This window comes from Streptomyces sp. CA-294286 (assembly GCF_050947155.1).
Classification (GTDB): domain Bacteria; phylum Actinomycetota; class Actinomycetes; order Streptomycetales; family Streptomycetaceae; genus Streptomyces.
Genome location: NZ_CP192005.1, coordinates 735,578 through 762,481, shown reverse-complemented (window position 1 = coordinate 762,481; position 26,904 = coordinate 735,578). Strand labels below are relative to the sequence as shown.

The window sequence follows — 26,904 nt, the reverse complement described above, 5'->3', positions numbered from 1 at the left end:
CCCACGCCGTTCGAAGCTATCGCGCCCGCGCCACCCGCAGCGTCAGGATCTGGAACGGACGCAGCGTCAGTTGCACGCCTCCCGCCGCACTCAGCTCGTACGACGGGGAGTCGGCGAGGGGCCGTTCGAGCAGGTCCGTCTCCGTGACCGAGGCCGCCGGGAAGCCGACCGTCAACGTGCCGACCGCCCGGCCGCCCGCCGCCTCGTACAGCCGGACGACCACGTCGCCGCCGCCGTCCTCGGCGAGCTTGACCGCCTCGACGACGATGCGGTCGTCGTCCACGGAGAAGAGCGGCTCGACGGGTGTGCCGCTCGCGCCCGTGACCGTGCGCTCCGGGAGGTTGATCCAGTGGCCCTCGCGGACGGCGTCGACGACCGTCGCGCCCGGTGCCAGCGCGAAACGCAGCCGGTGGACGCCCTGGTCGGTCTCCGGGTCCGGGTAGCGCGGGGCGCGGAGCAGGGACAGCCGGACGGTGGTGGTCTGGCCGCCGTCCGCGCGTACGTCGCGGGTGACGTCGTGACCGTAGGTGGAGTCGTTGACGAGGGCCGCACCCCAGCCGGGCTCCTCGACCTGGATCCAGCGGTGCGCGCAGATCTCGAACTTGGCGGCCTCCCAGGAGGTGTTGGTGTGGGTGGCCCGGAAGACGTGCCCGAACTGCGTCTCGGCCGCCGACCGGTCCGCCTTCACGTCCAGCGGGAAGGCGGCCTTCAGGAACTTCTCCGTCTCGCGCCAGTCGACGTCCGTCTCGATGTCGAGGACCTTCGCGCCGGAACGCAGCGTGAGGCGCTGCGTGACGGACGAGTCCCCGAAGGAACGCGTGACGACCACCGTCGCGGACTCGTCCGTCGCCGCCGCGAGGTCCAGCGAGTCGACCCCGTCCAGATTCGTCACGTTGTGCCGGTAGAACTCGTCGATGTCCCAGGCGTCCCACATGTTCGGGAAGTCCGGGTGGATCTGGAGCAGGTTCGCCGCCAGCCCCGGTGCCACGGCCTCCCGGCGGGCCTCCACGTCGTACGCGGAGACCACCAGACCCCGGCTGTCGACGTTCACCCGCAGACGCCCGTTGGCCAGCTCGAAACCGCCGTCGCGCGCGGTCGCCGTGACGGCCTTGGTCGTACGTGCGGGAGCGGCGACCGCGCCGCCGGCCGGGACGGAACGCCGACGGTGCGGGGCCGGGTTGAAGACGAGGGACTCCTCGCCCCGCCCGGCGAGCGCCGTCTGCGCGCCGACCGTGATCGACTCCAGTTCGGTACGGATCCGGGCGTACGTCTCGCGGGCCTCGCGGTGCACCCAGGCGATCGACGAACCGGGCAGGATGTCGTGGAACTGGTGCAGCAGCACCGTCTTCCAGATCCGCTCCAACTCGGCCTGCGGATAGGTGTACCCGGGGACGCGTACCGCCGCCGTGGACGCCCACAGCTCCGCCTCGCGCAGCAGCGACTCGCTGTGCCGGTTGCCCTGTTTGGTCTTCGCCTGCGAGGTGTACGTGCCCCGGTGCAGCTCCAGATACAGCTCACCCGCCCACACCGGTGCGTCCGGGTACTCGGCCTCCGCCTCGGCGAAGAAGGCGGAGGGCTTCTCCACCGTCACCCTGGGCGAACCCTCCAGGTCCCGCAGGCGCTTCGCCCGCGCCAGCATCTCCCGGGTGGGACCGCCGCCGCCGTCTCCCCACCCGAAGGGCACCAGTGAGCGCGAAGCCCGTCCCTTCTCGCGGTAGTTGCGGGCCGCGTGCGCCATCTCCGCGCCGCCCAGGTCGGAGTTGTAGGTGTCGACCGGGGGGAAGTGCGTGAAGACCCGGGTGCCGTCAATGCCCTCCCACCAGAAGGTGTGGTGCGGGAACTTGTTCACCTGCGACCACGAGATCTTCTGCGTGAGGAACCACTTCGACCCCGACAGTTTCACCAGCTGCGGCATCGCCGCCGTGTATCCGAAGGAGTCCGGCAGCCAGACCTCGTTCGTCTCGATGCCGAATTCGTCCATGAAGAACTTCTTGCCGTACAGGAACTGCCGGGCCATCGCCTCCCCGCCGACCATGTTGGTGTCCGACTCCACCCACATGCCGCCCACCGGCACGAACTGCCCGTCCGCGATCTTCTTCTTGACCTTCGCGAACACCTCCGGCCGGTGCTCCTTGATCCAGTCGAGCTGCTGGGCCTGCGACATCGCGAAGACGAACTCCGGGTGGTCGTCCATCAGGTTGACCATGTTGGAGGAGGTGCGTGCCACCTTCCGTACCGTCTCGCGCAGCGGCCACAGCCAGGCCGAGTCGATGTGCGCGTGACCGACCGCGCTGATCCGGTGCGCGGAACGGTTGGCGGGGGAGGCGAGGACCCCGGCGAGCTCGGTACGGGCGCGGGCGGCGGTGCCGGGGACGTCGGTGAGGTCGACCGCGTCCAGGCAGCGTTCGATCGCGCGCAGGACCTCCCAGCGGCGGGCGTCCTCCTTCGACAGCTGGTGCATCAGCGAGCCGAGCACCTCCAAGTCCTGGACCAGCTCCCAGACCTCCGTCTCGAAGACGGTCAGGTCCATGCGCGCGACGCGGTACAGGGGGTCCTGCCGTGCGGTGAGCCTGTCCCCTTCGTGGGTCGGGGCGTGGTCGACGAGGATCGGGTTCGAGGCGGCCTCCACGTACAGCAGCACCTCCTCGCCGCCCGCCACAGGTGCGCCGCCGATCCGCACCCAGTCGTTGCGCGGGTTGAGCGCCTTCACGGCCTCCCCGTCGGGCCGGTAGACGAGGCCCTCGCACTGGAAGCCCGGCATGTTCCGGTCGAAGCCGAGGTCGAGGACGGCCTCGACGGTCCTTCCCGCCCACTCGGCGGGCACCCGGCCGGAGACCCGGAACCAGGTGGTGCCCCAGGCCGGACCCCACGCCTCCCCGGCGGACGCCGGCCGGTACTCGGCGGCCAGGCCCTCGGCGACGGGCACCGGCTCGCCCGGCGCCTCCCAGCGCTCGACGGTCAGGGGGACGGACTGGGAGTGGACGGCGGGCCGGATGCGGTCGGCGAGCACCCGCCGGAGGCGGTGCTCCACGATGCTGCGGTCGTCGTGCATGAGGGCGGCTCCGTATGTGTGAGGTGGTGCCGGCTACCAGGAGTGGGTGAGGGGAGCGGGCGGGGAGGAGACCAACAGGTCGCCCACCGCCCGGACTTCGAGAGTGGTGCGCTGCTCGCTGTCCGTCGCGCGGTGCAGCGAGGGGACGTAGTAGGCGCTGCCCGCCGTGCCGCCGAGGAAACGCCGGGCGCCGTCCGGGAGGACCTGGTGCACCTCGTAGTGGCGTGCGCCGCGCACCGGCTGCCAGCGCAGGCGCAGCTCGGCGGTGCGCGGGGAGGTGGCGCGGTGGTCGGTGACGCGTGCCCGACGGGGCCGGTCGGGGGCGGCGGGCCGGCTGTCGCTGCGTACGGACAGCGCGCCGAGCCGCCAGGCCGTGGGTCCGCTCCCGCCGGTGAGCCGCACGCCCAGGGCGTGGACGGAGCCGCGGGGGAGGCGGGCGGTGGAGACCGTCCAGCCGTTGACGGTACGGACGGAGGCGGTACGCAGGTGACGGACCCCGCCGTCGGCACCGGTCACGGTCACCTCGACGCCGCGGGGCCCGCCCGCGTCCGCCCGGTGCACCAACTCCACCACGGCCGTCGCCACGCGCATCCGGGTCCGGAAGAGGTCCAGCTCCACCGGGACGGACTCCCCGGACACCAGCAGACTGCTGCCGCCGCGCCAGGCGGCTTCGAAGTCGAACCCCACCCCCGGGCGGGCGCCCGCGGTGCGGACGATCCAGCGCCGGGAGGGCAGGAGGTCCTGGAGCCCCAGGTGGTTCCACGGGACGTCGGACGTACGGACCCCCTCCTCGTACCACCCCGCGCCGTGTCCGGTGTTGAAGGAGGTGGCGAAGGGGAGCGAGGTGACAGTGGAGCGGTCGGCGACGTACTGGGCGGCGGGCCGCCAGGCGCCGGGCCCGCCGGGGGCGGTGGGATCGGTGCGCTCGCCGGTCCAGAACTGGTCGTCCCGGGCGTGGAACGCGGCCGGGGTGCGCGAGGCGGACGGGAGGGAGTGGAGGGTCCACTCGGGGCGGTAGAGGCCGACGCTCACCACGTGGTCGCGGGTGGCCGGGACGATGGCGTCCCAGTCCTCGCGGGTGTTCCACCCGTTCGCCTCCACGTCGACCCCGGCCATCAGCTCGTACGGGGAGCGGCCCAGGCGCCTCGCGTAGGCGGCGGACTCGGCGAGCCGGGCCGGGGACCAGCGGAAGTCGACGAACATCGTGCGCGAATGCCGGAAGAACGGGGCGTTCCTGTCGTTGAGCGCGCCCTGCCAGCCCACCCGGCCCTCGACGGTGAAGGCGTCGTACCAGGTGATCGAGAGATCGGGTGCGGAACGCCGGAGGGAGGCGACGAACTCCACGAACTCCGCCGCCAGCCGGGCGTCGCCGCCCGCGTCGGTCTCCCCGTTGAGGAACCAGCCGTCGAAGCCGTACGCCCGTGCCACCTCGATCAGCTTCGCGACGAGCGGGAAGCGGCCGAAGGCGTCCCGCTGGACGAGATCGCGGGTCCAGCGCAGGCTTCCGCCGTAGGCCACCGGCGGCAGGAAGACGTTGCCGAGGACGCGGACGCCGTTGCGGTGGGCGGCGTCGACGACGGGGGCGTTCGGCGCCAGGATGATGCCCTCGCCCGAGGAACCGCCCCAGAACACCAGCTCTTCGAGGTACGCCCAGTGGGTCAGTGCGTAGAAGTCGGCGGCCCTGGGCCCCTGGGCGCCCTGGGAGGGGTTGCGGGCGGTCCCGCCGAAGGAGACGAGAGCGGAGATCCTGGCCTGGTCGGCGCGGGCGCTGGGGTTGGCGGGCGGCGGCGTGAACCGGCGCTCTGCGGCGAGCGGCACGGTGGCGGTGTTGAACGGGAGGTCGGGGTCGGCGTCGGCACGCCAGGTCTTGAGGCTGCGCCAGGTGGCGCCGGGGTCGGGCTCCCTGCCCTCCGGGAAGGTGTCCGGGAACCAGTAACTGGCGTAGGGCTGGAGAGTGGTGGGGTCCTCGGGCGCGGAGCGCGGGGAGGGGGCGGGGGGCTCGGCGGCGGCTGCGGGGGTGGCGGGGAGGAAGGGGAGGGCGGTGGCGGTGGCCGCGGCGGTGAGGAGGGTGCGGCGGGGGAGGGGCATGGGATCTCCAGGGGTTGGGGGAGTGGTGGGGGTGGCAGGTGGACGTGGTGAGGGCGTGGGGTTGGGGGTGCACCTCGGGTGGGGCCCTTGCCCGCCCTCCCCCGAGTGCTCGGCTCCGCTCGTGCAAGGAGGTACCCCCGCGCCCGGCGGGGGCGGGCGGCCCCGTCGCCCGAGAGGGCTACCGGGGGTGAGGCAGGGGGCGCAGGGCTGCGTGGGGGGGCGCGGGGAACTGCGGGCGCTCTTCCGTGCGCCCGCAGGGAAGAACCCCCGCCCTGCGGCGAGCAGTTCCGGGAAGGGGCGGCGAGGGCATGCGCCGCAGGCGACCGCAACCGACTGCCCGCCCGGGGAGGGCATGCGCCGCGGACAACCGCAACCCCCGGCCGCCCGCACGGGCTACCGCACGTCTCTCACCGCCACCACGTCCGAGATCCCCCGTTCCGCGAGGTACCCCGCATCGGTGGCCCGTCCGGCCAGGACGACTCCCGCCCGGACGCCGCTCGCCGCCAACCTCGCCCACGCCTCGCAGAAGGCCCCGCCCGGCGCGCACGTGGGCCGGCCCGCCGCGGTCGACTCGTCCGGGCCGACGTCGAGGACGAGCGCGGTGGTCCGCCGTACCGGCGGGGGCACTTCGCCCGCCCGTACCCGCGCGGCCAGCTCCGCGACCGCCCGGCCCTGCGGTTTCACCTTCCGATCGGAGGTGAGCAGTCCGAGGCCGTACTCCAGCTCGGGGAAGTCCGCCAGTTCGCGCGACACGTCGTGCGAGCACCACCACGTGACCCCGTACAGGTCCTCGCAGGTGAGGGCGTTCTCGACGGTCGCGGTCACGAAGCGCGCGGCGTGCTCGGCCGGTATCAGCGGGGCCGGGGCGCCCACCTCCTGAAGCCACACGGGCCGTGCGGGGTCCGTCGCCCACGCCCGCGAAAGCTCCATCAGGTACTCCGCGTGGTGGACCGTCGCCGCCCCGTCCCGCCCGTGCCGCTGGGCCGTCCCGTTGAACACCCACGAGTGGACGGTCGTCGCGCCGCCCAGCCGCGCCGCGTGCGCGGGTGTGAACGGGTGTCCCGACCGGAACCACACCGCGTCGTACTCCGAGTGCACGTGCAGCTTGCCGGGCGCGCCCCGCTCGCACGCCGCGAGCAGCCGCTCCAGCCACCGCCCGGCCTGCTCGTAGGTGCAGGGGTCCGGGTCCGGGTGCGGCCGGTCGGAGAACTGGTTGACCTCGTTGCCGAGGGTCATGCCGAGGAAGTGGGGCCGCTCCGCGAGCGACGCCGCCAGCGTCTCGACGTACCGGGCCTCGGCGTCCACCACGTCCGCGTCCGTGAACATGTTCCGCCGGTGCCACGTGGTCAGCCACGACGGTACGAAGTCGAAGCTGGACAGGTGCCCCTGGAGGGCGTCGACCGTCACGTCGAGGCCCCGTTCGCCCGCCGCGTCCACGAGCTGCCCCAGCTGCTCCACGGCCCGCTCCCGGACCAGCGTCCGGTTCGGCTGGAAGAGCGGCCACAGGGCGAAGGCCCGCACATGGTCCAGGCCGAGGGCGGCCAGCGAGTCGAAGTCCCTTTTCACCTCGTCGAGTGCGAAATCCAGCCAGTGGTGGAACCAGCCCACCGACGGCGTGTAGTTGGCGCCGAAGCGCGGTTGTGGACGTACGGCATCCATCGGCACGGGCCTCCCGGTCAGGTCTTGACGGCGCCGTCGCCGACACCCTTGAAGAAGTACCGCTGGAGTGCGAAGAAGAGCAGCATCATCGGCAGCAGGGCGGCCATCGCGCCGGCCGCGATGAGCCGTTGGTCGTTGACGGTGGTGGCGCCGGCGAGGGTCTTCAGGCCCAGTTGGAGCGTGTAGTTGTCGCTGTTCGTCAGCACGATCAGCGGCCACAGGAAGTCGTCCCACGCCCCCATGAAGCTGGTGATGCACACCACGGCCAGCGCGCCCTTGGCGCTCGGCAGGAAGACGCGCAGGAACCGCTGCCACTCGTTCGCGCCGTCGAGCACCGCCGCCTCCTCCACCTCCTTCGGTACGGCGAGGAACGCGGCCCGCATGATCATCAGGTTGAGGACGGACACCGCGCCCGGCAGCCACACTCCGATCAGCGTGTCCACGAGACCCATCTCACGGACCGTCAGAAACATCGAGATCATCACGGACTCGAACGGGAACATCAGCGTCGCGACGAGCACCGTGAACACCGTCCTGCGTCCTCGCCACCCCGCCCGCGACAGCGCGTATCCGCCCATCGCGGCGAACAGGCAGTTCGACGTGATGGCGAGGGCGGCGACGATCAGCGTGTTGCCGACGTACTGGAAGAGCGGGAAGGCCTCCGCGACCCGGGCGTAGTTGTCGAGCGTGGGATCGCTGGGCAGGACGCCCTCGTAGACGCTTTCGCCGCGTCCCTTCAGCGAGGTCAGGAGCTGCCAGGCGATCGGGCCGATCAGGACGACCAGCATCAGGCAGAGGGTCAGGTACCGGCCGGACAGTCCGGCCAGTGCGCGTCGGCTGTCACGCCTGGGGCGTGCCGGGGCCTTCGGCGGCTCGGTGGGAGCGGTGGAGGTGCTCACCTCTCGTCCCCCTTCGAGAGACGGTGCCCCAGCAGGCTGAACACCAGCGTGAGCAGGAACAACAGGATGGAGATGGCCGCCGCGTACCCCGTCTCGCCGGCGAATCCGAGGCCCACCTGGCGGATCAGGAACGGCAGCGTCCGGGAGCCTCCGCCCGGACCGCCGCTCTCGCCGCCCAGGATGTAGATCTCGGTGAACACGCGCAGGGCGGAGATGGCCGACAGCGTCCCGACGAGCAGCATCATCGGCTTCACGGTCGGCACGGTGATGCTGAAGAACCGCCGGACGGGACCCGCGCCGTCGATCGCCGCCGCCTCGTACAGCGAGGCGGGCACGTTCCCGAGCGCCGCCAGGTAGAAGACCATGTAGTAGCCCAGGCCCTTCCACACGGTCACGATCATCGCCGACACGAGCAGCATCGTGGAATCGGTGAGGAACGGGATCGGCTCGCTGATCAGGCGCAGCTCGACGAAGACGGTGTTGACGAGTCCGTCGCTGCGCAGGATCCACTGCCACATCAGGCCGACGACGACGGCCGACGCGATCACCGGCGTGTAGAAGGCCGACCGGAAGAAGCCGATGCCTGGGATCTTCTTCTGCACGAGGACGGCGAGCGCCAGCGGCAGGAACACCAGGCACGGCACGACGACGACCGTGTACAGCACGCTGTTGAACAGGGCGAGCCAGAACGTGTCGTCCGCCACCGCCCGCACGTAGTTGTCGAACCCCACGAACGATCCGCCGCGCAGGATCTGCGAGTCCGTCAGGGACAGGACGACCGTGTTGAGGAAGGGCCAGAGACTGAACAGCACCACCAGGGCGAGGCCGGGCAGCAGGAAGAGGTACGGCGTCCACCAGCGGCGGTGGACGAGACCGGTCTCGGTGCCCATGGCCCGCTGGAGTCGCCGGGTCGCGCGCCCGTCCGGTCCGGCACCGGGGCCTGCGGCCTCTTCTTCGACCCGGGTTCCCGGGTCCTGGCCGAGGTGCGTCCCCGGGCCCGTGATCTGCGACGACATGTTCCCGCGCCGCCTACTTCTGCTTCGGCCCGGCCTGCTGGGCCAGGATCTTGTCGGCCTCTTCCTGCGCCGTTCCCAGGGCGGTCTTCGCGTCCACCTCGCCCTTGATCGCCTTCTGCATCTCGCGGACCACCGCGTCGCCGATCTGGTTGGTCCACTCCACGGGCGTGTTCGCGTCGAGCTGCGCCTCCTTCAGCGACTCGGCGCCGATCGCCCGCGCCAGGGTCTCCGGGTCCTTGCCGTCGCCCCTGTCCGAGAAGTACGGATCGGCCAGGCCCTTCGCGTTCGACGGGTAGATCGCGACCTCCTTGGAGAAGGCGACCTGGTTCGGCCCGTTCGTCACCCACTTCGCGAACTCCGCCGCCGCGTCGGGGGACTTGGTGTCCTTGCGGACGCCCAGCGACTGGGTGTAGATGCCGATGTGGCCCAGCACCCCGGTCACCGCCCCGGCGACCTGCGTCTTCGCGTACACCTTCGGGGCGTTCTGCTTCACGTCGCGGATGAAGCCGGGGGAGCCGGGGCCGAAGACGAGCTTGTCCGCACCGTACAGCTGGCTGATGTCGTCGGACTTCGTCAGGGACTCCTTGGGCATCGCGCCCTTGGCGTACAGCTCCTTCATCCGCTCGACCCAGCCCACTGCCTTCGGCGTGTTGAAGGCGAATCGGTCCTTGGCGCCGTTGAGGATCGGCACGCCCATCTTCTGCCAGTCGCCGGGCAGCCGGGACTTGGGATCGGCCATGAACGCCGTGTACGCGCCGCCGGACTTCTCGGTGATCTGCTCGGCGTAGTCGAAGAACTGCTCCACCGTCGTCGGCGGTTTGTTCACGTCCAGTCCGGACTTGGCGAAGAGCTCCTTGTTGTACGTGAGGATCTCCGGCGTCACGTACCAGGGGTAGGCGAACACGCCGTCCCTGGAGGGGAGCTTGTACTGGTCCCAGGCGCCGGGCACGTACTCCTTCTGCACCGCAGGGTCCAGCTTGGCGACATCGGCGAGCATCCCCCGGTCGGCGAGCAGTTGGAAGGAGTCGGTGTTGAGGTTGACCACGTCCGGCAGGGCTCCGGCCTGGGCGTCCGCGACGAGCTTCTCGTTGTAGCCCTCGCCCGGCACGTCCTCCCACTTGACCTTGACACCCGGGTGCTTCTTTTCGAACGCGTCGATCACGCCCTGGACGTACGTGGTGAAGGTCGGCTTGAGCTGAAGCGTGCGGAAGGTGATCCGGCCGGACACCTCGCCCGACCTCTCGGGCTGCTTGGCATCGTTGTCATCGCCGCTGCCGCCCATGCCGCAGGCGGACGTCGACAACAGGGCTGTCGCCATGGCGGTGGCGATGGAGATGCGGGACGGGCGCCCTCGGGACATCGTCGTTCCTCCTCTTCGCACCGGCCGCGCTGCCGGATTGCGGAACACACGATGGAACGGCGAAGACCAATACGTCAACAGGCGTGCACACGTTGGTTTTTGTGCTTCCGTGAGCTCGACTAAAGCGGTTGAGCGGGGAGTTGACAGCCCGCACGGCGCGCGGTAATCCTTTCTCGCACTAATGCGCTTTAGCCGAGGGCTTTCCCGCTGATCACTAATGCGGTTTAGCGCCGTCCCTCCGCGGGGGCGGGCGCGAGGGCGGGGAGGGGCGGGGGCGGGGTGGGGGATCAGGCGGGAGACCGGGTGGCGGGATCCTGGGAGGCTGCGGGAGGACTCGGCAGGGGGCTGCGCGGGAGTGGACGCTGCCTGCGAACCGCTCTCCCGCGAGGCCGTGTCTCCGGGCAGACATGGTCGTCGCGGAACCTGAGCGGGCCGCATGGGACCGGACCCGACGGTGACCGTCCCGAGCAGCCCCGGCCGCGACGGCGCCTCGGACACCCTCGTTCCTCCGCCCGGCATCGAGGTGTCCGTGCCGCGAATCCACTGCGCCTCGTCGCGGGGACGAGTGCGTCGCTCGCCGTCCACGTATCGAACACTTCGCGCAGCGACCTGCGGTGTGGGGCCATCCTGGTTTCCCCGTACGGTGGTCGGCGCCTGCCGGGACCCCGGCCGCCGGCCGTGGACGTTGCGGCGGACGGTGCGGGCGAAGCCCATCTCACCCCGCCACCGCCCGCCGACACCCGGACCGGCAACCAACGCTGCTGGTCAAGGCGGTCGGCCGGGGTCGTTTCGGCCACCGCGCCGCCGTCGACGTACGAGTAACTCACCCCCGGCGAACCACCTGCCCTCACGCACCCCCGACCTCCTCGCCCCTCCGTACCTTCCCCGCCACCGAGAGGACCCCCGTCCCATGACCGCTGCTGCCGAGCCCGGTGACGGCATCCGGCCCCGGCCGACGCGCAGGCCCACCATGAAGGACATCGCGCGCCGGGCCGGCGTCTCCGAGAGCGCGGTCTCCTTCGCGCTCAACGACCGCCCCGGCGTCTCGCCCGGCACCCGCGCACGGGTGCGGCGGGTCGCCGAGGAACTCGGCTGGCAGGCCAACAGCGCGGCCCGCGCACTCTCCGGCGAACGCGCCGGCTGCGCGGGCCTCGTCCTCGCCCGCCCCGCCCGCACCCTGGGCGTCGAGTCCTTCTTCCTCCAGCTCGTCTCCGGCATCCAGGAAGCGCTCTCCGCACGCCAGGTCGCCCTGCTGTTCCTCGTGGTGGAGGACCTCGGCACGGAACTCGCCGTGCTGCGCCGGTGGTGGGCGGAGCGACGCGTGGACGGCGTCCTCGTCGTCGACCCCCGCATCGACGATCCCCGCCCCGCCCTGCTCGCCTCACTGGGCCTGCCCGCCGTGGTCGTCGGCGGACTGGAGGCGGACGAGAGCCGCGACCGGGCCCCCCTGCCCGTGTCCAACGTGTGGGCCGACGACGCCGGTGCGATGGCCTCCGTACTGGACCACCTGCACTCCCTCGGCCACCGCCGCATCGTGCACGTCGCCGGGATGCGGGGCCTGGCCCACACCGAGCGCCGCATCCTCTCGCTGCGTGCGGAGGCGGCCCGCCGCGGCCTCGACGGGAGCGAGGTGCGTTCGGTGGCCACCGACTACTCCGACGCGGAAGGCGCCGAAGCAACCCGCCGCATCCTGGACGGGCCGCCGCACACCCGCCCCACCGCGATCGTCTACGACAACGACGTGATGGCCGTCGCGGGGGCCTCCGTCGCCGCCGGGCGCGGCGTCGCGGTGCCCGGGGACCTGTCGATCGTCGCCTGGGACGACTCGGCCCTGTGCCGCGTCACCCACCCCCGCCTCACCGCCCTGGTGCGCGACACCCCGGCCTTCGGCCGTCTCGCCGCGCAGGAACTGCTCGCCGTCGTCGACGGCGCCCCGGTGCGCAGCCTCCAGGGCGAGCTGCCGCACCTGGAACCGCGGGAGAGCACAGGACCGCCGCCCGCGACTCCGGAAGGCTGAGACGGGAGGACTCCGGAAGGCTGAGACGAAAGGGGGAGAGACGTCCCCTTCCCGTCCCGTGCGCACATCTCCCTGCCCTTTGTCAGTGGCCCGCTATAGAATTTCCGCATCTTCGTTCGAACACCTCCCTCTCCTGGCGAAAGGACCCTGCCGTGAGCGACAGCACCCCGACCGGCAGGGAGCAGCCGGAGCCGTCACTGCCCGACGACGTGTGGGAACAGTTCGAGCGCGACAGCGAGTCCCGCATCCGGGCCGACGCCCCCAAGGAGCCGTCCGCCCGCGCCCGCATGGTCGCCGAAAGGCTGCGCCTCCAGGACGAAGAGGCCGCCCGGCGGCGGGGGCGGCGCTGGGGCCGCCGCCGGAAACCGGTACCGGCCCAGCCCGACGGCTGGCGGGCCTGGCCCGAGGGGCGACGACGTGGCGCCGGCCGGGACTGGTTCGCCACCCTGGTCGTCCTCGGCGTCACGGCGCTCGTCCTGGTGCTCGCCCTCTACCCCTGGGGCGGCGGCCACCGCTGAGGGGCGCGGCTCCCGTGGGGCGGCGGCCACCCCTGGGAGGAGAGCGGAGCCCTGCGGCCGAGGTCGCCGCTCGGAGACGTCCCCGTAGCGGCGACCTGGGCCTCCCACCGTCCGGCCCCCGTGGTGCGGCACACGGCGCGGACGCGAAGGGGACGGGTCAGCTGCCGAGCACCACGCACGACTCCGGCGGCAGCACTAGCACCCCGTCCGTGCCCGGGGCCTGCACCGGCTCCCAAGCCGCGAGCACCCGGCAACGTCCGTTGCGGCCCAGGCCGATCGTCGCCGGATCCTTGGCCAGGTTCACCGCGACCCGGAGGTCGCCCCTGCGGTACGCGACCCAGCGGCCCGCCCCGTTCGTCGCGTGCGCCGCCCGTACCGCCGCCAGGTCCGGGTCGTCGAGGTCCGGGTGGGAACGGCGCAGCGCGATCAGTTCGCGGTACCAGGCCAGCAGGCGCGCGTGGGGTTCGCCGTCAGGCTCCGACCAGTCGAGGCAGGACCGCTCGCGGGTACGCGGGTCCTGCGGGTCCGGAATGTCGTCCTCCGCCCAGCCGTGCGCGCCGAACTCCCGTCGCCTGCCGTTGCGTACCGCCTCCGCCAGCTCCGGATCGGTGTGGTCGGTGAAGAACTGCCAGGGCGTGCGCGCCCCCCACTCCTCGCCCATGAACAGCATCGGCGTGAACGGGCTCGTCAGGACGAGCGCCGCCGCGCAGGCCAGCAGCCCGGGGGAGAGCGAGGCGGACAGCCGGTCGCCGAGCGCCCGGTTGCCGATCTGGTCGTGCGTCTGCGCGTACCCCAGGAAGCGGTGGGCCGGCGTCGTCGCGCGGTTCACCGGACGGCCGTGCGTGCGCCCCCGGAACGTCGAGTACGTGCCGTCGTGGAAGAACGCCCGGGTCAGGGTCTTCGTCAGCGCCCGCAGGGGATCGGCCGCGAAGTCGGCGTAGTAGCCCTGGGACTCGCCGGTGAGGGCGGTGTGCAGGGCGTGGTGGAAGTCGTCGTTCCACTGGGCGTGCAGGCCGAGACCGCCGGCCGCGCGGGGGGTGGTGGTGCGCGGATCGCCCTGGTCCGACTCGGCGATCAGGAACAGCGGCCGGCCCAGCTCGCCGGAGAGCGTGTCCACGGCCGTCGACAGCTCCTCCAGGAAGTGCAGCGCCCGGGTGTCCGCGAGGGCGTGCACGGCGTCCAGCCGCAGGCCGTCGAGCCGGTAGTCCCGCAGCCAGGACAGCGCGCTCTCGCGGAGGTACGTGCGTACCTCGTCCGAACCGGGCGCGTCCAGGTTGACCGCCGCGCCCCACGGGGTGTGGTGCGTCTCGGTGAAGTACGGGCCGAAGAGGGACAGGTAGTTGCCGGACGGGCCGAGGTGGTTGTGCACCACGTCGAGGACCACCCCGAGCCCGGCGGCGTGCGCCGCGTCGACGAACCGTTTCAGCCCCTCGGGGCCGCCGTAGGGTTCGTGCACCGCCCACAGGGACACCCCCTCGTAGCCCCACCCGTGCGTTCCCGGGAACGGGCACACCGGCATCAGCTCGACATGGGTGATCCCCAGTTCCACCAGGTGCGCGAGCCGCCCCGCCGCGGCGTCGAAGGTGCCCTCGCGCGTGAAGGTGCCGACGTGCAGCTCGTACAGCACCGCGCCCGGCAGCCCCCGCCCCTCCCACGGGCCGCGCCAGTCGTACCTGCCGTGCTCGACGACGGCGCTCGGCCCGTCCGGGCCGTCGGGCTGGCGGCGCGAACGCGGGTCGGGCCGGACCGGGCCGCCGTCCAGCGCGAACCCGTAGCGGCTGCCGTCGGACGCCGGGGCGCGGACGGTCCACCAGCCGTCCCGTACGGGATCGCGCTGCATGGCGTACGTCGTACCGGCGTCCTCGCCCGGCAGGTGCAGCTCGACCCGCTCCCGTGCCTCTGGCGCCCACACCTCGAACAGCACTGGCGGCTCCCTCTCCGTCGTGGGCCGCGACGAGCCCGGTCAGCCCGGCAGGCCCCAGGACATATTCAGTGCCCGTTCGAAGTTCACGTAACCGGCGCGCGCGAATGCTTCGGCCATCGGCACGTTCCCCAGGTCGGTCGCCGCACGGATGCGCGGCACGTCCTCGGCGGCCAGGACGCGGGTTCCCTCGGCCAGGATCTCGTGGATGTAGCCGTTGCCGCGGTGGGCGGGCAGTACGCCGAGGTACGCGATGATCGGGTGGTAGTTGTTGCGGGCCGGCACCACGAAGCCCACCGGGCCGCCGCCGTCGTCGAGTTCGGCGATCCGCCACCAGGACCGCGGCGACGTGAAGTGCGCGAACTCGTCGTCGTAGTGCAGCTCCGCGGCCTGCCGGCGGTCCATCCCGGACGCGAGATCGGCCAGGCCGTGCGCGTCGAGGGTCCCCTCCATCACCGGGGTCATCACCGCGAGCAGGTCCTCGCGATCGGCCACCGGGCGGAACACGAGACGGCCCGACGGCTCGGCGACGGGAGTGCCCGGCCGCCACTCCAGCCGCAGACGCTCCACCAGCAGCCGGGCGCCGGTCGACTCCAGGATCCTCATCCGGGCTTCGACGAGGTCGCGCTCGGCCCCGTTCTCGCGCCAGTCGGCAGGGAGGTAACGTCCGTACTCCGGCCACGTGCCGACGTCCTTCGGAAGGACCGCCTCCGCAGCCCGGACGAACAGTTCCCGCCCGATCCCGCTGCGCTCCGGTTCCGGAAGAGTGTCGTCCAGATCGAAGAAGTCCAGGGCCAGCGGGGCGTCACCGCCCCTGCCCGACCACCAGGCCACCCGCGCCAGGACCCGGCCCTCGCGCACCGCGACCCACATCCAGGACGGACGGCGGCGTTCCTGCGCCAGGTCGTCGGCCAGTTCGTGGTCGAGGGAGTAGGACAGCCGGCAGAACAGGTCGAGCTCTTCGGGACCTGCGAGCGGGCGGAAAGCTATGGACACAGTGCTCCAGTGCGAGTGAGGGAGCCGAGCCACGAACGGGACGCCCGCACGGACCGTGCGGGTGACATCGGCGAACGGACGATAACAACCCGCCCGAGTCGGCGAACCCGATTAGTCGCGTCGGACGGACGGCGGCCCTCCTCCCCCTGCCCTCCGGCTCCCCTCCAACCGCCCGTCGGCGGCGGTCCGCCCGCTGTCCGCCACTGTCCGGCGGTCGTCCTGCCGACGACCGCGCCTTTCCGTCGGCCGACGGGCAGCCGCCCCCCGCCCCGGGCGGGAACGCCCTGTCTGCTGGACACCTCAGCCCCCTCGGCCCGACAATCTCCCTGTGACGCCCTCCTACGAGCCCCACACGTACCCGGCTCGGCTCTCCGACGCCGAGCGGGACCGCGCGCTCGCGGTGCTGCGCGAGGGGGCCGCCCAGGGCAAGCTGTCCCACGACACCTTCCTGCACCGGATGGAACTGGCCCTGGCCGCCCGCCAGTCCGCCGAACTCGCGGCCCTCACCAGCGACCTGGACACCGACGGGCGCTGGTCCCGCAAGATGTTCACCGCGGTCAGCCGTGCCTCCGCGTTCACCGTGCGACTGCGCCGGGCGTGGACGACCGAACGGCTCCCCAAGCTGCTGTTCCCCGAGCCGGGGCCGATCCCGCTGCGCATCGGCCGCGACGCGGGCAACGGCCTGCGGCTCAGCCACGAGACCGTCTCCCGCAGGCACGCCGAACTGATGCAGCAGGGCGGCATCTGGATCCTCCGCGACCTCGGTTCGACCAACGGCACCTGCGTGAACGGACGCCGCGTGACCGGGGCCGCCGTCGTCAACGACGGCGACCAGGTCAGCTTCGGCAGGATGTCCTTCCGCCTGTCCGTGACCTGACCCGGTCGTCTCCCGTACGCAGTCCGGCCCCCGCCCTGCTCGGGCGGCGGTCCCGTACCTCAGGCGGCGGTGTCCGCCCTCACCAGCAGCGCCACCGGACGCTCCGCGAACAGTTCCGCCAGCAGGACCGCCCCCGCGAACTCCCGTCCCTCCCCGAGCCGGTCCGCCCACCGGCCCTCCGGCAGTTCCAGCACCGTGTCCAGCCAGCCGCCCGCCTCCGCCAGTCGCCGCGACAGCCGGGTGACCGCGGTGATCGCCTCGCCGGAGCGGACGAACGCCAGACAGTGGCCGGCGGACGCGCCACGGGCGGACAGCGGGGTGTACGTCGCCGTCTCGCCGTAGACGTCGGGGCGGTCACGGCGCAGCCGCAGTGCCGCCGCCGTCAGGGCCAGCTTCTCGTCCGAGAGCCCGGCCGGCACCTTCGCGCCGAACGGACCCGGTTTCCCGTCCGCCCGTGCGAGCGCCGCGACGTCGAACACGGCTGGACGCCGGTTGTCCGGGTCGACCAGGGCCAGGTACTCCCGCTCCGTGCCCTGGTACAGCTCGGGCACCCCCGGCATCGTGAGGTGCACCAGCGCCGCGCCCAGGACGTTGGCACGCACGAAGGGGGCCAGTTCACGTGAGAACAGGGACAGTTCGTAGCGCACCGAGCCGCCGGGCCCCGTCCGCACGAACGTCTCCAGCGCCTGCTCGTACGCCGCGTCCTGCTCCGTCCAACTGGTGTGCAGTCCCGCCTCGCGCGCCGCCTTCAGCAGCGCCGGAACCAGCCGGTCAGCGCCCGCCTCCGGGAACGCGGCGGCACTCTGCCACGCCACCCACGCCGCGTGCGGGTCCGGCGGCACCGCGGCGCCCGCCACCCGCTCCAGCAGTCCCGCCCACTCCCGCGGGCACTCCGTCAGCACCGCCAGCCGTGCCCGTACGTCCCCGCTGCGCTTCGTGTCGTGCGTGGTCAGGACCGTCCCGGTGGCGGGCCAGTCCCGGGCCAGCCGGGCACAGAACGCGTGGAACTCCTCGGGTGTGACGGCGGGCCGCCCGGGGTCCCCGCCCACCTCGGTCGCCGACAGCAGCGGTACGTACCGGTAGAACGCGGTGTCCTCCACCGACTTCGCCCGCAGCGCCGAGGAGGTCTGCGCGAACCGCGCGCAAAACGCCCGGTGGTCGGGGCCCGAGCCCAGCCGCCCGAGCGCCAGCTCCCGCACGACGTCCACCGCGTCGGCCTCCTCCGGCACGGCGAACACCGCCTTCGCCTCCCGGACCGCGTCGAGCGGCAGCGTCGCCTCCGCCTCCTCCGGCGTGGGCCCGCCCGCCGCGACGTACGGGCGGTACACCGGCATCCGCACGAGCAGCTCGCGCAGGGCGGTGCGCAGCGCCCACGGAGCATGGTCGCGCAACCCCGGGTCCGCCGCGCAGATCCGGGCCGCGGTGCGCACCAAGTAGGCCGTCTCGGAAGCCAGTTCGTGGGTGAGGACACGGTATGCGGCGCGTCGGGTCGTGGCGGCCCAGTAGCCGCCCCGGTCGCCGAGCGGGTCCGCGAACGCGCGGTAAAAATCGGTGAGTTCGTCCGCCCCCACGGGGTCGTCGAACACCCCGTCGATCCTGTGCAGGGCGTCGTACCCCGTCGTCCCGGCGACCGGCCAGTCGGCGGGCAGCCGCTCCTCGCCGGTGAGGATCTTCTCCACCACCGTCCACACCGTGCGGCCCGAGCCGTCCACCGCGTCCGTGGTGGCCTCGGACAGCTGCCGCAGATAGTCCCCGGGCGCGGCGAGACCGTCGGGGTGGTCGATCCGCAACCCCTCCACGACCCCGTCCCGCACCAGCTCCAGGATCTTCGCGTGCGAGGCGGCGAACACCTCCGGATTCTCCACCCGCACCCCGATCAGGTCCGAAATGGTGAAGAACCGGCGGTAGTTGAGCTCCGTGCGGGCCAGTCGCCACCACGCCAGCCGGTAGAACTGGGCGTCGAGCAGTTCCGGCAGCGGCAGCTTCTCGGTGCCCTCGCGCAACGGGAAGGCGTGGTCGAAGTAGCGCAGCACCCCTTCCTCGGCGTCGACGTGCAGGTGCTCCAGCTCGTCGCCGAGCCGGCCGCCGAGCACGGGCAACAGCACTTTCCCGCCGCCCGCCTCCCAGTCCACGTCGAACCAGTCGGCGCAGCGGGAGGCCGGACCCTCCCGCAGCACCTCCCACAGCGGTCCGTTGAGGTGTTCAGGGGCGGGGACGGCCATGTGGTTGGGGACGATGTCCAGGACCAGGCCCAGGCCGTGGGCACGGGCCGTGCGCGAGAGCGACCGCAGCCCCTCCTCGCCGCCCAGCTCCTCGCGCACGCGCGCGTGGTCCACCACGTCGTAGCCGTGCGTCGAGCCGGGCACGGCTTCCAGTACGGGCGACAGGTGCAGGTGCGAGACCCCGAGGGCGGCCAGGTACGGCACCGTCTCCTCGGCGGCCGAGAACGGGAAGGAGGGCTGCAGCTGGAGGCGATAGGTGGAGGTCGGCGTCATGCGAAGCTACGTACCCGTATTCGGGGCTTCTGTGTCATCGGCCCATGCACCGTCTCGCGGGCACGGCGCTAATTTCACCTGATGGCCGGAGAGAGCAGAGCCACGAGGAAAGAGAACAAAGAGAACAGGGCGGCGGCGAAGAAGCGGAAGAGGCGTCGCGGGCGCGTTCCGGGCGCCTGGGGAACGTACCGCGAGAGCTACCGGGAGGCGATCGCCCTCACCGGGCCCGTTCTGCCCCTGGTCTCCTTCCTCGGCCGCCTGCCGCTCGCGATGTGCCAGCTCGGCACCCTGCTGCTGGTCGCCGAGACGAGCGGAAGCCTCGCCACCGCGGGTCTCGTCGGAGGCGCCCTGGCGGCCGGGCAGACCGTCGGCGGACCCGTGCTGGGCCGCGCCGCCGACCGGCGCGGACAGCGCCCCGTGGTGCTCTGCGCGACCCTTCTCAACGCCCTCTCCGTCGCCGCTCTCGTCCTCGCCGCGCTCGCCCGCGCCGACACCCTGCCGCTCGCCCTGATCGCCGTCGTCGCGGGTGCGTCCGTACCGCAGATCGGCCCGATGGCGCGCACCCGCACCCTGGCGCTCGCCCGCCGCGAGGACGCCGACGAGCGCCTCGTCGGCACGGTGCTGTCCTTCGAAGGGACCCTCGACGAGGTCACGTTCGTCCTCGGCCCCGCCCTCGTCGGCCTCGCCGTGGCCCTCGCGCACCCCGCCGCGGCCCTCCTCGTCGCCGCCGGGCTCCTCGCCGTCTGCGGTACCTGGTTCGCCCTGCATCCGACGGCGTCCCTGCTACGCCCGGCCGCGCGCGCCGCCTCCGTCGAACGTACGAGAGCACGCGGTTCCGTCTACGCGCTGCGCACGGCGATGGCCCTTCAGGGAGCGATGTTCGGCGCCTGCCAGGCGGGCATCACCGCCCTCACCGACGACCTCGGCCACCCGGAACAGGCCGGACTCGTCTATGCCGCCATGGGAGTGATGAGCGCCGTCGCCGGCCTCTCGATGGCCGCCGTCCCCGCCCGCATCGGGCTGCACACCCGCTGGCGCATCGCCACCGCCGCCCTGGTGGTCCTCTCGGTGCCGCTCGTGTTCGTGGGCAGCCTGTGGCAGCTGTACGTCGTCGTGGTCGTCGTCGGCATCGCGCTCGCCCCGCACATGATCACGATCTTCGGACTCACCGAACGCGTCGTCCCCGCCACCCGACTGGCCGAATCCATGGCCTTCCTGATGAGCGGCATCGTCGCCGGGCAGGCCCTCGCGCTCGCCGTCTCGGGCCGCCTCGCCGAGAGCAGCGGCCCGCCCGCCGCCTTCGCCGTGGCCGTCGGCGCGGCGCTGCTGTGCGCCGGGCTCTCCTGGGCGGTACGCACCCGACCCGCACCGGGGCGTACCGCCGCAAGAGGTACGACGAACCGCGTCACGCGGGACGCTGAAGAACCGTCAGGCTCCGGCCGATCAGCGTGACGTACTCGCCCGCGCCGTGCTTGGCGCCCGTGCCGGGCGGCACGCCGTCCTCGCGCGCGGTGTCGACCACGACCTGCCACTGCCGCCCGTGGTCCGCCGGAACCATGAAGTCCAGGGTCTCGGCGCTCGCGTTGAACATCAGCAGGAACGAGTCGTCGGTGATGCGCTCGCCGCGCGGCCCCGGCTCCGAGATGGCCTCACCGTTCAGGAACACCGTCAGCGCCTTCGCGTGCGCCGCCTCCCAGTCCTCCTGGGTCATCGCCTCACCGTCCGGGGTGAACCACGCGATGTCGGTCAGCTCGTCGTGCGTGCCCCGCACCGGCCGGCCGTGGAAGAAGCGCCGCCGCCGGAACACCGGGTGCTCGCGCCGCAGCGCCACCATGGCACGCGTGAACTGCAGCAGCGTGCCCTCCCCGTCCCCGTCGGCGTCCGGGCCGGGCCAGGGCACCCAGGCCAGTTCGTTGTCCTGGCAGTAGGCGTTGTTGTTGCCCTTCTGGGTGCGGGCGAACTCGTCGCCGTGACTGAGCATCGGCACGCCCTGGGACAGCATCAGCGTCGCGATGAAGTTGCGCATCTGCCGCTCGCGCAGCGCCAGCACGTCCGGATCGTCGGTGGGGCCCTCCGCGCCGCAGTTCCACGACCGGTTGTGGCTCTCGCCGTCCCGGTTGCCCTCGCCGTTCGCGTCGTTGTGCTTCTCGTTGTACGCCACCAGGTCGTGCAGCGTGAAGCCGTCGTGGCAGGTGGTGAAGTTGATCGAGGCGAGCGGGCGGCGACCGTCGTCCTGGTACAGGTCCGACGAGCCCGTCAGACGCCCCGCGAACTCCGCGATGGTCTGCGGCTCGCCCCGCCACATGTCCCGCACGGTGTCCCGGTACTTTCCGTTCCACTCCGTCCACAGCGGCGGGAAATTGCCCACCTGGTAGCCGCCCTCGCCCACGTCCCAGGGCTCCGCGATCAGCTTCACCTGGCTGACCACCGGGTCCTGCTGCACCAGGTCGAAGAACGACGACAGCCGGTCCACCTCGTGGAACTGCCGGGCCAGGGTCGCCGCGAGGTCGAAGCGGAACCCGTCGACCCGCATCTCCGTCACCCAGTACCGCAGCGAGTCCATGATGAGCTGGAGCACGTGCGGGGAGCGCATCAGCAGCGAGTTCCCGGTGCCCGTGGTGTCCATGTAGTACTTGGGGTGGTCGGCGAGGCGGTAGTACGACTGGTTGTCCAGCCCCCGGAACGACAGGGTCGGCCCCAGGTGATTGCCCTCCGCGGTGTGGTTGTAGACCACGTCGAGGATGACCTCGATGCCCGCCTCGTGCAGGGCCTTGACCGCCGTCTTGAACTCCAGGACCTGCTCGCCCCGGTCTCCCCACGACGCGTAGCTGTTGTGCGGGGCGAAGAAACCGATCGTGTTGTAGCCCCAGTAGTTGCTCATGCCCGCGTCGACGAGACGGTGGTCGTTCACGAACTGGTGCACCGGCATCAGCTCCAGCGCGGTGACGCCCAGTTCCACCAGATGGTCGATGATCGCCGGGTGCGCCAGGGCCGCGTACGAGCCGCGCAGCTCGTCCGGGAGGTCCGGATGCATCATGGTGAGGCCCTTGACGTGCGCCTCGTAGAGGATCGTCCGGTGGTACTCGGTGCGCGGCGGCCGGTCGTCCCCCCAGTCGAAGTACGGATTGACCACCACCGACGCCATCGTGTGCGGCGCCGAGTCCTGGTCGTTGCGCGAGTCCGGCTTCCCGAAGCGGTAGCCGTACACCGACTCGCCCCACTCGATCTCACCGCTGATCGCCCTCGCGTACGGGTCGAGCAACAGCTTCGCGGAGTTGCAGCGCAGGCCCCGCGAAGGGTTGTACGGACCGTGCACGCGGTAACCGTAGCGCTGTCCGGGCATGATGCCGGGCAGGTAGGCGTGGCGTACGAACGCGTCGACCTCCCGCAGCTCCACCGCCGTCTCGGAACCGTCGTCGTGCAGAAGGCACAGTTCGACGCGTTCTGCGGCCTCCGAGAAGACCGCGAAGTTGGTGCCGGCGCCGTCGTACGTGGCGCCCAGGGGATAAGCCTCTCCTGGCCAGATCTGCATGCGTTCGACTCTTCCCGCTCTGCGGTGCTCCCGCTGGTGGACGCCGTAGCGTCAGATCTTCCCCCGAATCGTCCCTCAATGCGGTTCCGTGGCCCAGGTGTTGTGAACATAATTCGCCCACCTCCGTATCGTCTCAGGGATCGGCTGCACCCGCCGCCCCATGCGGAGTACCCTTCCTTGATCGTTGACGTGGCCGCGGGAGCGGACCGGGAGAAGCAGCAGAAGGCGGTGCGCGGGTGAGCTCGGGAGGGCTGGAGCTGCCCCCAGGGGAGACGGAGCACGAGGGGGGACAGGGCGACGTCCCGCCCGGTGCCGTCTCGCTCGCGCGGCCCCGGGAGATCGGCGCGGAGCTGGACTGGGGCACGGAGGCATGGACCGAGGTGCGCACGCGCGCCCAGCGGGCCGGCCGCGCCTACATCTGGCTCAACCTGGTCGAACAGCGGATGCGCGCCGTCGTCGCTGCCGTCCTGCGCCCCGTGTACGAACCGGTGCACGGCGAGGAGTGGGTGGTGGCCGCCGCCGGACCCGCAGGGCAGGAATGGGTGCAGCGCGCGGTGGCCGTCCGCGAGGTCAGCCGCCGCAAGGGGTATCTGCTGGACCCCGCCGACGACAACGTGCTCAGCTTCCTGACGCTGCCGCAGCTGCGCGAGCTCATGGTGCAGCACTGGCCGTGCTTCGAGCCGTACTACGAGGACCGGCGCGACGTCGAGCTGGCCCTCGACGAACTGGAGGTCACCCGGAACGTCGTCTCCCGCAACCGGGCCCTGTCCGTGACGGTCCTCGCCCAGGCGGAACGCGCCTCCGCCCGCCTGCTGGAGATCCTGGGCGCGGGCTCGGGCGCTCCCGCCGCCGACCGGCTGCCGGTCGACGCCGTCGAGAACCTGGTGGGCGACCGCTACGCGGACGTGGTCTCCGTCCACCCCGACCGGGTGCGGCTGCAACGGCAGCTGCCCGCCGAAGACCTTTTCGGCGGGGCGCGTCGCCTCGACGCGATCGGGATAGGTCTCAACCTGCTCGTGCAGAACTTCTCCGGCCGCCGGCTCGTGCGGCTCGCCGAGGCCGGCTGCCGGGTCCGGCTGCTCTTCCTCAACCCGGCCAGCAGCTCCGTCAAGCGACGCGAACGCGAACTCGGCCTGAAAAAGGGCGAGCTGAGTCGATCCGTGGAGATGAACATCCTCCACATGCGGCGGGTGCGGGCCAGCCTCCGTGACCAGGGCGCCTTCCAGATCCAGGTCTTCGACGAGACGCCCCGCTTCACCGCCTACCTCGTCGACGGCGACGGGTCCGGCGGACTCGCTGTCGTCCAGTCGTACTTGCGCAGGGCGCGCGGCATGGAGGCGCCGGTCCTGGTCCTGCGCGGCGGGGGGCGGGGCGGGCGCGACGGGGTGGTGCGGCACGGGCAGGAGACCGAGCACGGCCTCTTCGAGACGTACCGGGAGGAGTTCGAAGCGGTGTGGGCGGACTCCCGGCCGGTGTCGTGACCGGGCTCCGTCAAGGGTCCGTGCCACCGGCGTGAGCGGTCTTCGAGCCGCGTTGTCAGTGGTGCGTGCGAGGGTTGTTCTCCGATGGGGGAGCACACTCAAGGAGGCCCAGGGATGGGATGGCACGGGGAATCGCTGATCGGCTTCGACCTGGAGACGACGGGCACGGAGCCGCTGGATTCGCGCATCGTGACGGCCGCGGTCGTCGAGGTACGGGGCGGGGCGGTGACCGGGCAGCGGCTGTGGCTCGCCGACCCCGGGGTGCGGATCCCCGCGCAGGCCTCCGCGATACACGGCATCAGCACCGAACGGGCCGCGTCCGAGGGGCGGCCGGCGTCCGAGGTCGCGGACGAGGTCGCACAACTCCTGGTGGACGGCTGGGCGCGGGGGATCCCGGTCGTCGCGTACAACGCGGCCTTCGACCTGACCCTGCTCTCCGCGGAACTCGCCAGGCACGGACTGCCCGCGCTCGGCGACCGGATGGCGCGGGCGACGGGCGACGCGGGCATCGGACCCGTCGTCGACCCGCTCACCATCGACCGGGCCGTGGACCGCTACCGGCGCGGCAAGCGCACCCTCGAAGCGGTCTGCGTCGAGTACGGGGTGGTGCTGGACGGCGCGCACGAGGCATCCGCCGACGCGCTCGCCGCCGTGCGGGTGGCCATCGCGATAGCCGAACGGCACCCGACGGTCGCCGCCCTGGGCCTGCCCGAACTCCACCAGGAGCAGGTGCGGTGGTACGCCGACTGGGCCACCGGCTTCCAGGAGTTCCTCCGCAAGAAGGGCACGGCGGACGCGGTGGTCGACCCGGCCTGGCCGGTGCGTGCCCCGAGCGCGGCCGTCAGCCCCCCGGAGCACGCCGCTTCCGAGCACAGCGCCCCGGCGGTCGGCACGTCCACGCGTACGTCGGGCTGAGCGGAGCGCGGCCGGGGCAGCGGGTCAGAACGGGTACCAGCGCACCTTCGGGTCGTTCTCCCGCAGCGAGGCCACCCGCCGTCGGAACTCGGCAAGGGCCTTCGGGTTGGTCGGCGCGTGCTGGGCCACCCAGGCGCAGCTCGCGGTCTCCCGGGCGCCGCGCAGCACCGTGCAGCCGTCCCACTCGCGCACATCCCAGCCGTACCTGCCGACGAACGCGTCGTACGCCTCGGCGGGCAGGCCGTAGCGGTCCCGGGAGAGCGCCATGACGACCAGGTCGTGCTCGCGGAAGTCGTGGGAGAAGGTCTCCAGGTCGACCAGGACCGGGCCCTGCGGGCCGACCAGTACGTTGCGGGGCAGGGCGTCCCCGTGGATCGGTCCCGGAGCGAGGTGCGGGACGAGGGCGGCGGCGGCCGTGGCGAAGCCGTCGCGGCGGCCGCGCAGATAGACCGCGTCCTCGGAGTCGATGGCGTCCCCCGCCAACCGCAGCCAGCGCTCCACCCCCGCGAGCAGATCGCGCGGCGGCAGGACGAACGGCGGGGCGGCAATCGCGTGCACCAGGTTCAGCAGCTCGGCCACGTCGCGCGGCTCGGACGGCCGTATTGCGTCGGGCAGCCGGTGCCAGAGCGTCACCGGGTGACCGTCCACCAGCCACGGCTGTGCCGCGGCGGGGCGTACGGCCGGCACGCCCGCGCCGGCCAGCCACTCGCCGACGGCCAGTTCCCGTTCGGCACGGGCCGCGAGGTCGGGGGAGGCCCGGCCCACCTTGGCGACGAAGGACCCGTCCGGCGCGTCCACCGCGAACACCGCGTTCTCGCCCAGGGACAGCAGCCTCGCCCCGGCGCCCAGCCCGGTCGCCTCCAGCACCTCGCGTGCGCGCGTCTCGTCCATCGTCGTGCTCTCCCGAACGGATAGATCCCAGCGATTGCACGCCCGATACCTGGGAACGGGTGGTGCATCCGCCAAAGTCTCGCATCCGTCCAGGCCGACCGCGCAGGTCGGCTTGACGAACCGACGGCCCGTCAGCACGATGACGGCAACCACCGGGGCTACCAGAACGGCACGAACCGCCCGAACTGCCTGAAGGAGCCCGATAGGTGAAATCGGACAACAAAAGGGGTGATGCGGGGAGGCGGGGGCCGTCGTCCCGCCCGGACGGGGCGAGAACCGGCGGGGCGGCCGATGTCGGCACCTGGTTCCTGGTGCTGCCGGCGTTGATCCCGATCCTGGTCCTCAGCGTCGGCCCGCTGCTCTACGGCATCTCCCTCGCCTTCACCGACGCGCAGTCGGGCCGCACCGCGCCCACCCGGTGGATCGGCACCCTCAACTTCTCGGACCTCCTGCACGACACCCTCTTCTGGGACTCCTTCCGGATCGGCCTGCTCTGGGCCGTCGGTGTCACGATCCCCCAGTTCCTGCTGGCCATGGGCCTGGCACTGCTGCTCAATCAGAACCTCCGGTTCCGCTGGCTGGCGCGCGCCCTGGCGATCGTCCCGTGGGCGATGCCCGAGGTCGTCGTCGGCATCATGTGGCGGCTCGTCTACCACCCCGACGCGGGCATCCTCAACGAGACGCTCCGCACCCTCGGCTTCGGCGAAGGCCGCGACTGGCTCACCGGTCTCGCCACCGCCCTGCCCGCGGTGATCCTCGTCGGCATCTGGGCGGGCATGCCGCAGACCACCGTCGCCCTCCTGGCGGGTCTGCAGAACACCCCGCACGAACTGCACGAGGCCGCGGCACTCGACGGCGCCGGGGCCTGGCGCAGGTTCCGTGCCGTCACCTGGCCGGCGCTGAAGCCGATCGCGCTCTCCATCACCGCGCTCAACTTCATCTGGAACTTCAACTCCTTCGCCCTGGTCTACGTCCTGACCAGCGGCGGGCCGGGCGGCCGGACCCGCCTGCCGATGCTCTTCGCCTACGAGCAGGCTTTCCGGTACGGCCAGTTCGGCTACGCGGCGGCCATGGGGTGCGTCATGGTGGCGGTCGTCTCCGTACTCCTCGCCGTGTTCCTGGCAGGTCGACTCAAGGGAGGCGCGGACAAGTGAGCTACCGAAGCCCCGGCGGCACGCGCAGCCGGC

At 72.2% G+C, this 26,904-nt stretch carries 18 protein-coding genes; 7 read left to right on the top strand and 11 right to left on the bottom strand.

Going from position 1 to position 26,904, the window contains the following annotated elements; translation table 11 throughout:
- Window positions 1–16: 16 nt before the first annotated feature.
- The 6 genes from ACQPZG_RS08165 to ACQPZG_RS08140 form a co-directional block, all read right to left on the bottom strand.
- Window positions 17–3,052 carry an alpha-mannosidase gene (locus ACQPZG_RS08165; protein WP_433545164.1) on the bottom strand — a complete coding sequence of 1,012 codons (3,036 nt, stop codon included), beginning with the start codon at window positions 3,050–3,052 and terminating at the stop codon, window positions 17–19.
- Window positions 3,053–3,085: 33 nt separating this feature from the next.
- A complete protein-coding gene (locus tag ACQPZG_RS08160) occupies window positions 3,086–5,140 on the bottom strand; it encodes an endo-beta-N-acetylglucosaminidase (RefSeq protein WP_433545163.1) in 2,055 nt (684 codons plus the stop codon).
- 393 nt (window positions 5,141–5,533) lie between these two features.
- Window positions 5,534–6,799 (bottom strand): glycoside hydrolase 5 family protein, encoded by a 1,266-nt coding sequence (locus ACQPZG_RS08155; protein ID WP_433545162.1) that lies wholly within the window; start codon window positions 6,797–6,799, stop codon window positions 5,534–5,536.
- 17 nt (window positions 6,800–6,816) lie between these two features.
- Complete coding sequence (locus ACQPZG_RS08150; RefSeq protein ID WP_433545161.1) at window positions 6,817–7,698, bottom strand: carbohydrate ABC transporter permease; 882 nt, start codon at window positions 7,696–7,698, stop codon at window positions 6,817–6,819.
- Window positions 7,695–8,714: a carbohydrate ABC transporter permease gene (locus ACQPZG_RS08145; RefSeq protein WP_433545160.1), complete on the bottom strand. Its 1,020-nt coding sequence runs from the start codon at window positions 8,712–8,714 to the stop codon at window positions 7,695–7,697. The genes ACQPZG_RS08150 and ACQPZG_RS08145 overlap by 4 nt, the downstream gene beginning before the upstream one ends.
- Window positions 8,715–8,727: 13 nt before the next feature.
- A complete protein-coding gene (locus tag ACQPZG_RS08140) occupies window positions 8,728–10,074 on the bottom strand; it encodes an ABC transporter substrate-binding protein (RefSeq protein WP_433545159.1) in 1,347 nt (448 codons plus the stop codon).
- 910 nt (window positions 10,075–10,984) lie between these two features.
- Here ACQPZG_RS08140 and ACQPZG_RS08135 point away from each other — a divergent pair.
- Window positions 10,985–12,091 (top strand): LacI family DNA-binding transcriptional regulator, encoded by a 1,107-nt coding sequence (locus ACQPZG_RS08135; RefSeq protein WP_433545158.1) that lies wholly within the window; start codon window positions 10,985–10,987, stop codon window positions 12,089–12,091.
- Window positions 12,092–12,243: 152 nt separating this feature from the next.
- The gene (locus ACQPZG_RS08130; RefSeq protein ID WP_433545157.1) at window positions 12,244–12,609 is read left to right on the top strand and encodes a hypothetical protein; all 366 of its coding nucleotides are present in this window, start codon (window positions 12,244–12,246) and stop codon (window positions 12,607–12,609) included.
- A gap of 157 nt (window positions 12,610–12,766) precedes the next feature.
- On the opposite strand, the gene treZ is transcribed toward ACQPZG_RS08130, so the two are convergent.
- Window positions 12,767–14,533 (bottom strand): malto-oligosyltrehalose trehalohydrolase, encoded by a 1,767-nt coding sequence (gene treZ, locus ACQPZG_RS08125; protein WP_433545156.1) that lies wholly within the window; start codon window positions 14,531–14,533, stop codon window positions 12,767–12,769.
- 39 nt (window positions 14,534–14,572) lie between these two features.
- Entirely contained in the window at window positions 14,573–15,520 is a 948-nt protein-coding gene (locus tag ACQPZG_RS08120) for a GNAT family N-acetyltransferase (RefSeq protein WP_433549307.1), read from the bottom strand.
- A gap of 334 nt (window positions 15,521–15,854) precedes the next feature.
- Here ACQPZG_RS08120 and ACQPZG_RS08115 point away from each other — a divergent pair, with 334 nt between their 5' ends.
- On the top strand, window positions 15,855–16,403 hold the full coding sequence (locus ACQPZG_RS08115; protein ID WP_433545155.1) for an FHA domain-containing protein: 549 nt from the start codon (window positions 15,855–15,857) through the stop codon (window positions 16,401–16,403).
- 59 nt (window positions 16,404–16,462) lie between these two features.
- Here the strand turns inward: ACQPZG_RS08115 and treY are convergent, their stop codons facing one another.
- Window positions 16,463–18,898 carry a malto-oligosyltrehalose synthase gene (gene treY / locus ACQPZG_RS08110; protein ID WP_433545154.1) on the bottom strand — a complete coding sequence of 812 codons (2,436 nt, stop codon included), beginning with the start codon at window positions 18,896–18,898 and terminating at the stop codon, window positions 16,463–16,465.
- 81 nt (window positions 18,899–18,979) lie between these two features.
- Here treY and ACQPZG_RS08105 point away from each other — a divergent pair, with 81 nt between their 5' ends.
- On the top strand, window positions 18,980–20,350 hold the full coding sequence (locus ACQPZG_RS08105) for an MFS transporter (RefSeq protein WP_433545153.1): 1,371 nt from the start codon (window positions 18,980–18,982) through the stop codon (window positions 20,348–20,350).
- On the opposite strand, the gene glgX is transcribed toward ACQPZG_RS08105, so the two are convergent.
- A complete protein-coding gene (gene glgX, locus ACQPZG_RS08100) occupies window positions 20,304–22,430 on the bottom strand; it encodes a glycogen debranching protein GlgX (RefSeq protein ID WP_433545152.1) in 2,127 nt (708 codons plus the stop codon). The genes ACQPZG_RS08105 and glgX overlap by 47 nt on opposite strands.
- 236 nt (window positions 22,431–22,666) lie before the next feature.
- Here glgX and ACQPZG_RS08095 point away from each other — a divergent pair, with 236 nt between their 5' ends.
- Entirely contained in the window at window positions 22,667–23,911 is a 1,245-nt protein-coding gene (locus ACQPZG_RS08095) for an SAV2148 family HEPN domain-containing protein (RefSeq protein WP_433545151.1), read from the top strand.
- Window positions 23,912–24,025: 114 nt separating this feature from the next.
- Window positions 24,026–24,826: a 3'-5' exonuclease gene (locus ACQPZG_RS08090; protein ID WP_433545150.1), complete on the top strand. Its 801-nt coding sequence runs from the start codon at window positions 24,026–24,028 to the stop codon at window positions 24,824–24,826.
- A gap of 24 nt (window positions 24,827–24,850) precedes the next feature.
- On the opposite strand, the gene ACQPZG_RS08085 is transcribed toward ACQPZG_RS08090, so the two are convergent.
- Entirely contained in the window at window positions 24,851–25,717 is an 867-nt protein-coding gene (locus ACQPZG_RS08085) for a phosphotransferase enzyme family protein (RefSeq protein ID WP_433545149.1), read from the bottom strand.
- A 206-nt stretch (window positions 25,718–25,923) separates the two neighbouring features.
- On the opposite strand from ACQPZG_RS08085, the gene ACQPZG_RS08080 reads away from it, so the two are divergent.
- Complete coding sequence (locus tag ACQPZG_RS08080) at window positions 25,924–26,871, top strand: carbohydrate ABC transporter permease (protein ID WP_433545148.1); 948 nt, start codon at window positions 25,924–25,926, stop codon at window positions 26,869–26,871.
- Window positions 26,872–26,904: the final 33 nt, after the last annotated feature.

Coding starts and splice junctions, on each gene's coding strand:
- ACQPZG_RS08165 (WP_433545164.1), bottom strand. CDS start 3,052: ATGCACGACGACCGCAGCATCGTGGAGCACCGCCTCCGGCGGGTGCTC.
- ACQPZG_RS08160 (WP_433545163.1), bottom strand. CDS start 5,140: ATGCCCCTCCCCCGCCGCACCCTCCTCACCGCCGCGGCCACCGCCACC.
- ACQPZG_RS08155 (WP_433545162.1), bottom strand. CDS start 6,799: ATGGATGCCGTACGTCCACAACCGCGCTTCGGCGCCAACTACACGCCG.
- ACQPZG_RS08145 (WP_433545160.1), bottom strand. CDS start 8,714: ATGTCGTCGCAGATCACGGGCCCGGGGACGCACCTCGGCCAGGACCCG.
- ACQPZG_RS08140 (WP_433545159.1), bottom strand. CDS start 10,074: ATGTCCCGAGGGCGCCCGTCCCGCATCTCCATCGCCACCGCCATGGCG.
- ACQPZG_RS08135 (WP_433545158.1), top strand. CDS start 10,985: ATGACCGCTGCTGCCGAGCCCGGTGACGGCATCCGGCCCCGGCCGACG.
- treY (WP_433545154.1), bottom strand. CDS start 18,898: ATGACGCCGACCTCCACCTATCGCCTCCAGCTGCAGCCCTCCTTCCCG.
- ACQPZG_RS08105 (WP_433545153.1), top strand. CDS start 18,980: ATGGCCGGAGAGAGCAGAGCCACGAGGAAAGAGAACAAAGAGAACAGG.
- glgX (WP_433545152.1), bottom strand. CDS start 22,430: ATGCAGATCTGGCCAGGAGAGGCTTATCCCCTGGGCGCCACGTACGAC.
- ACQPZG_RS08090 (WP_433545150.1), top strand. CDS start 24,026: ATGGGATGGCACGGGGAATCGCTGATCGGCTTCGACCTGGAGACGACG.
- ACQPZG_RS08085 (WP_433545149.1), bottom strand. CDS start 25,717: ATGGACGAGACGCGCGCACGCGAGGTGCTGGAGGCGACCGGGCTGGGC.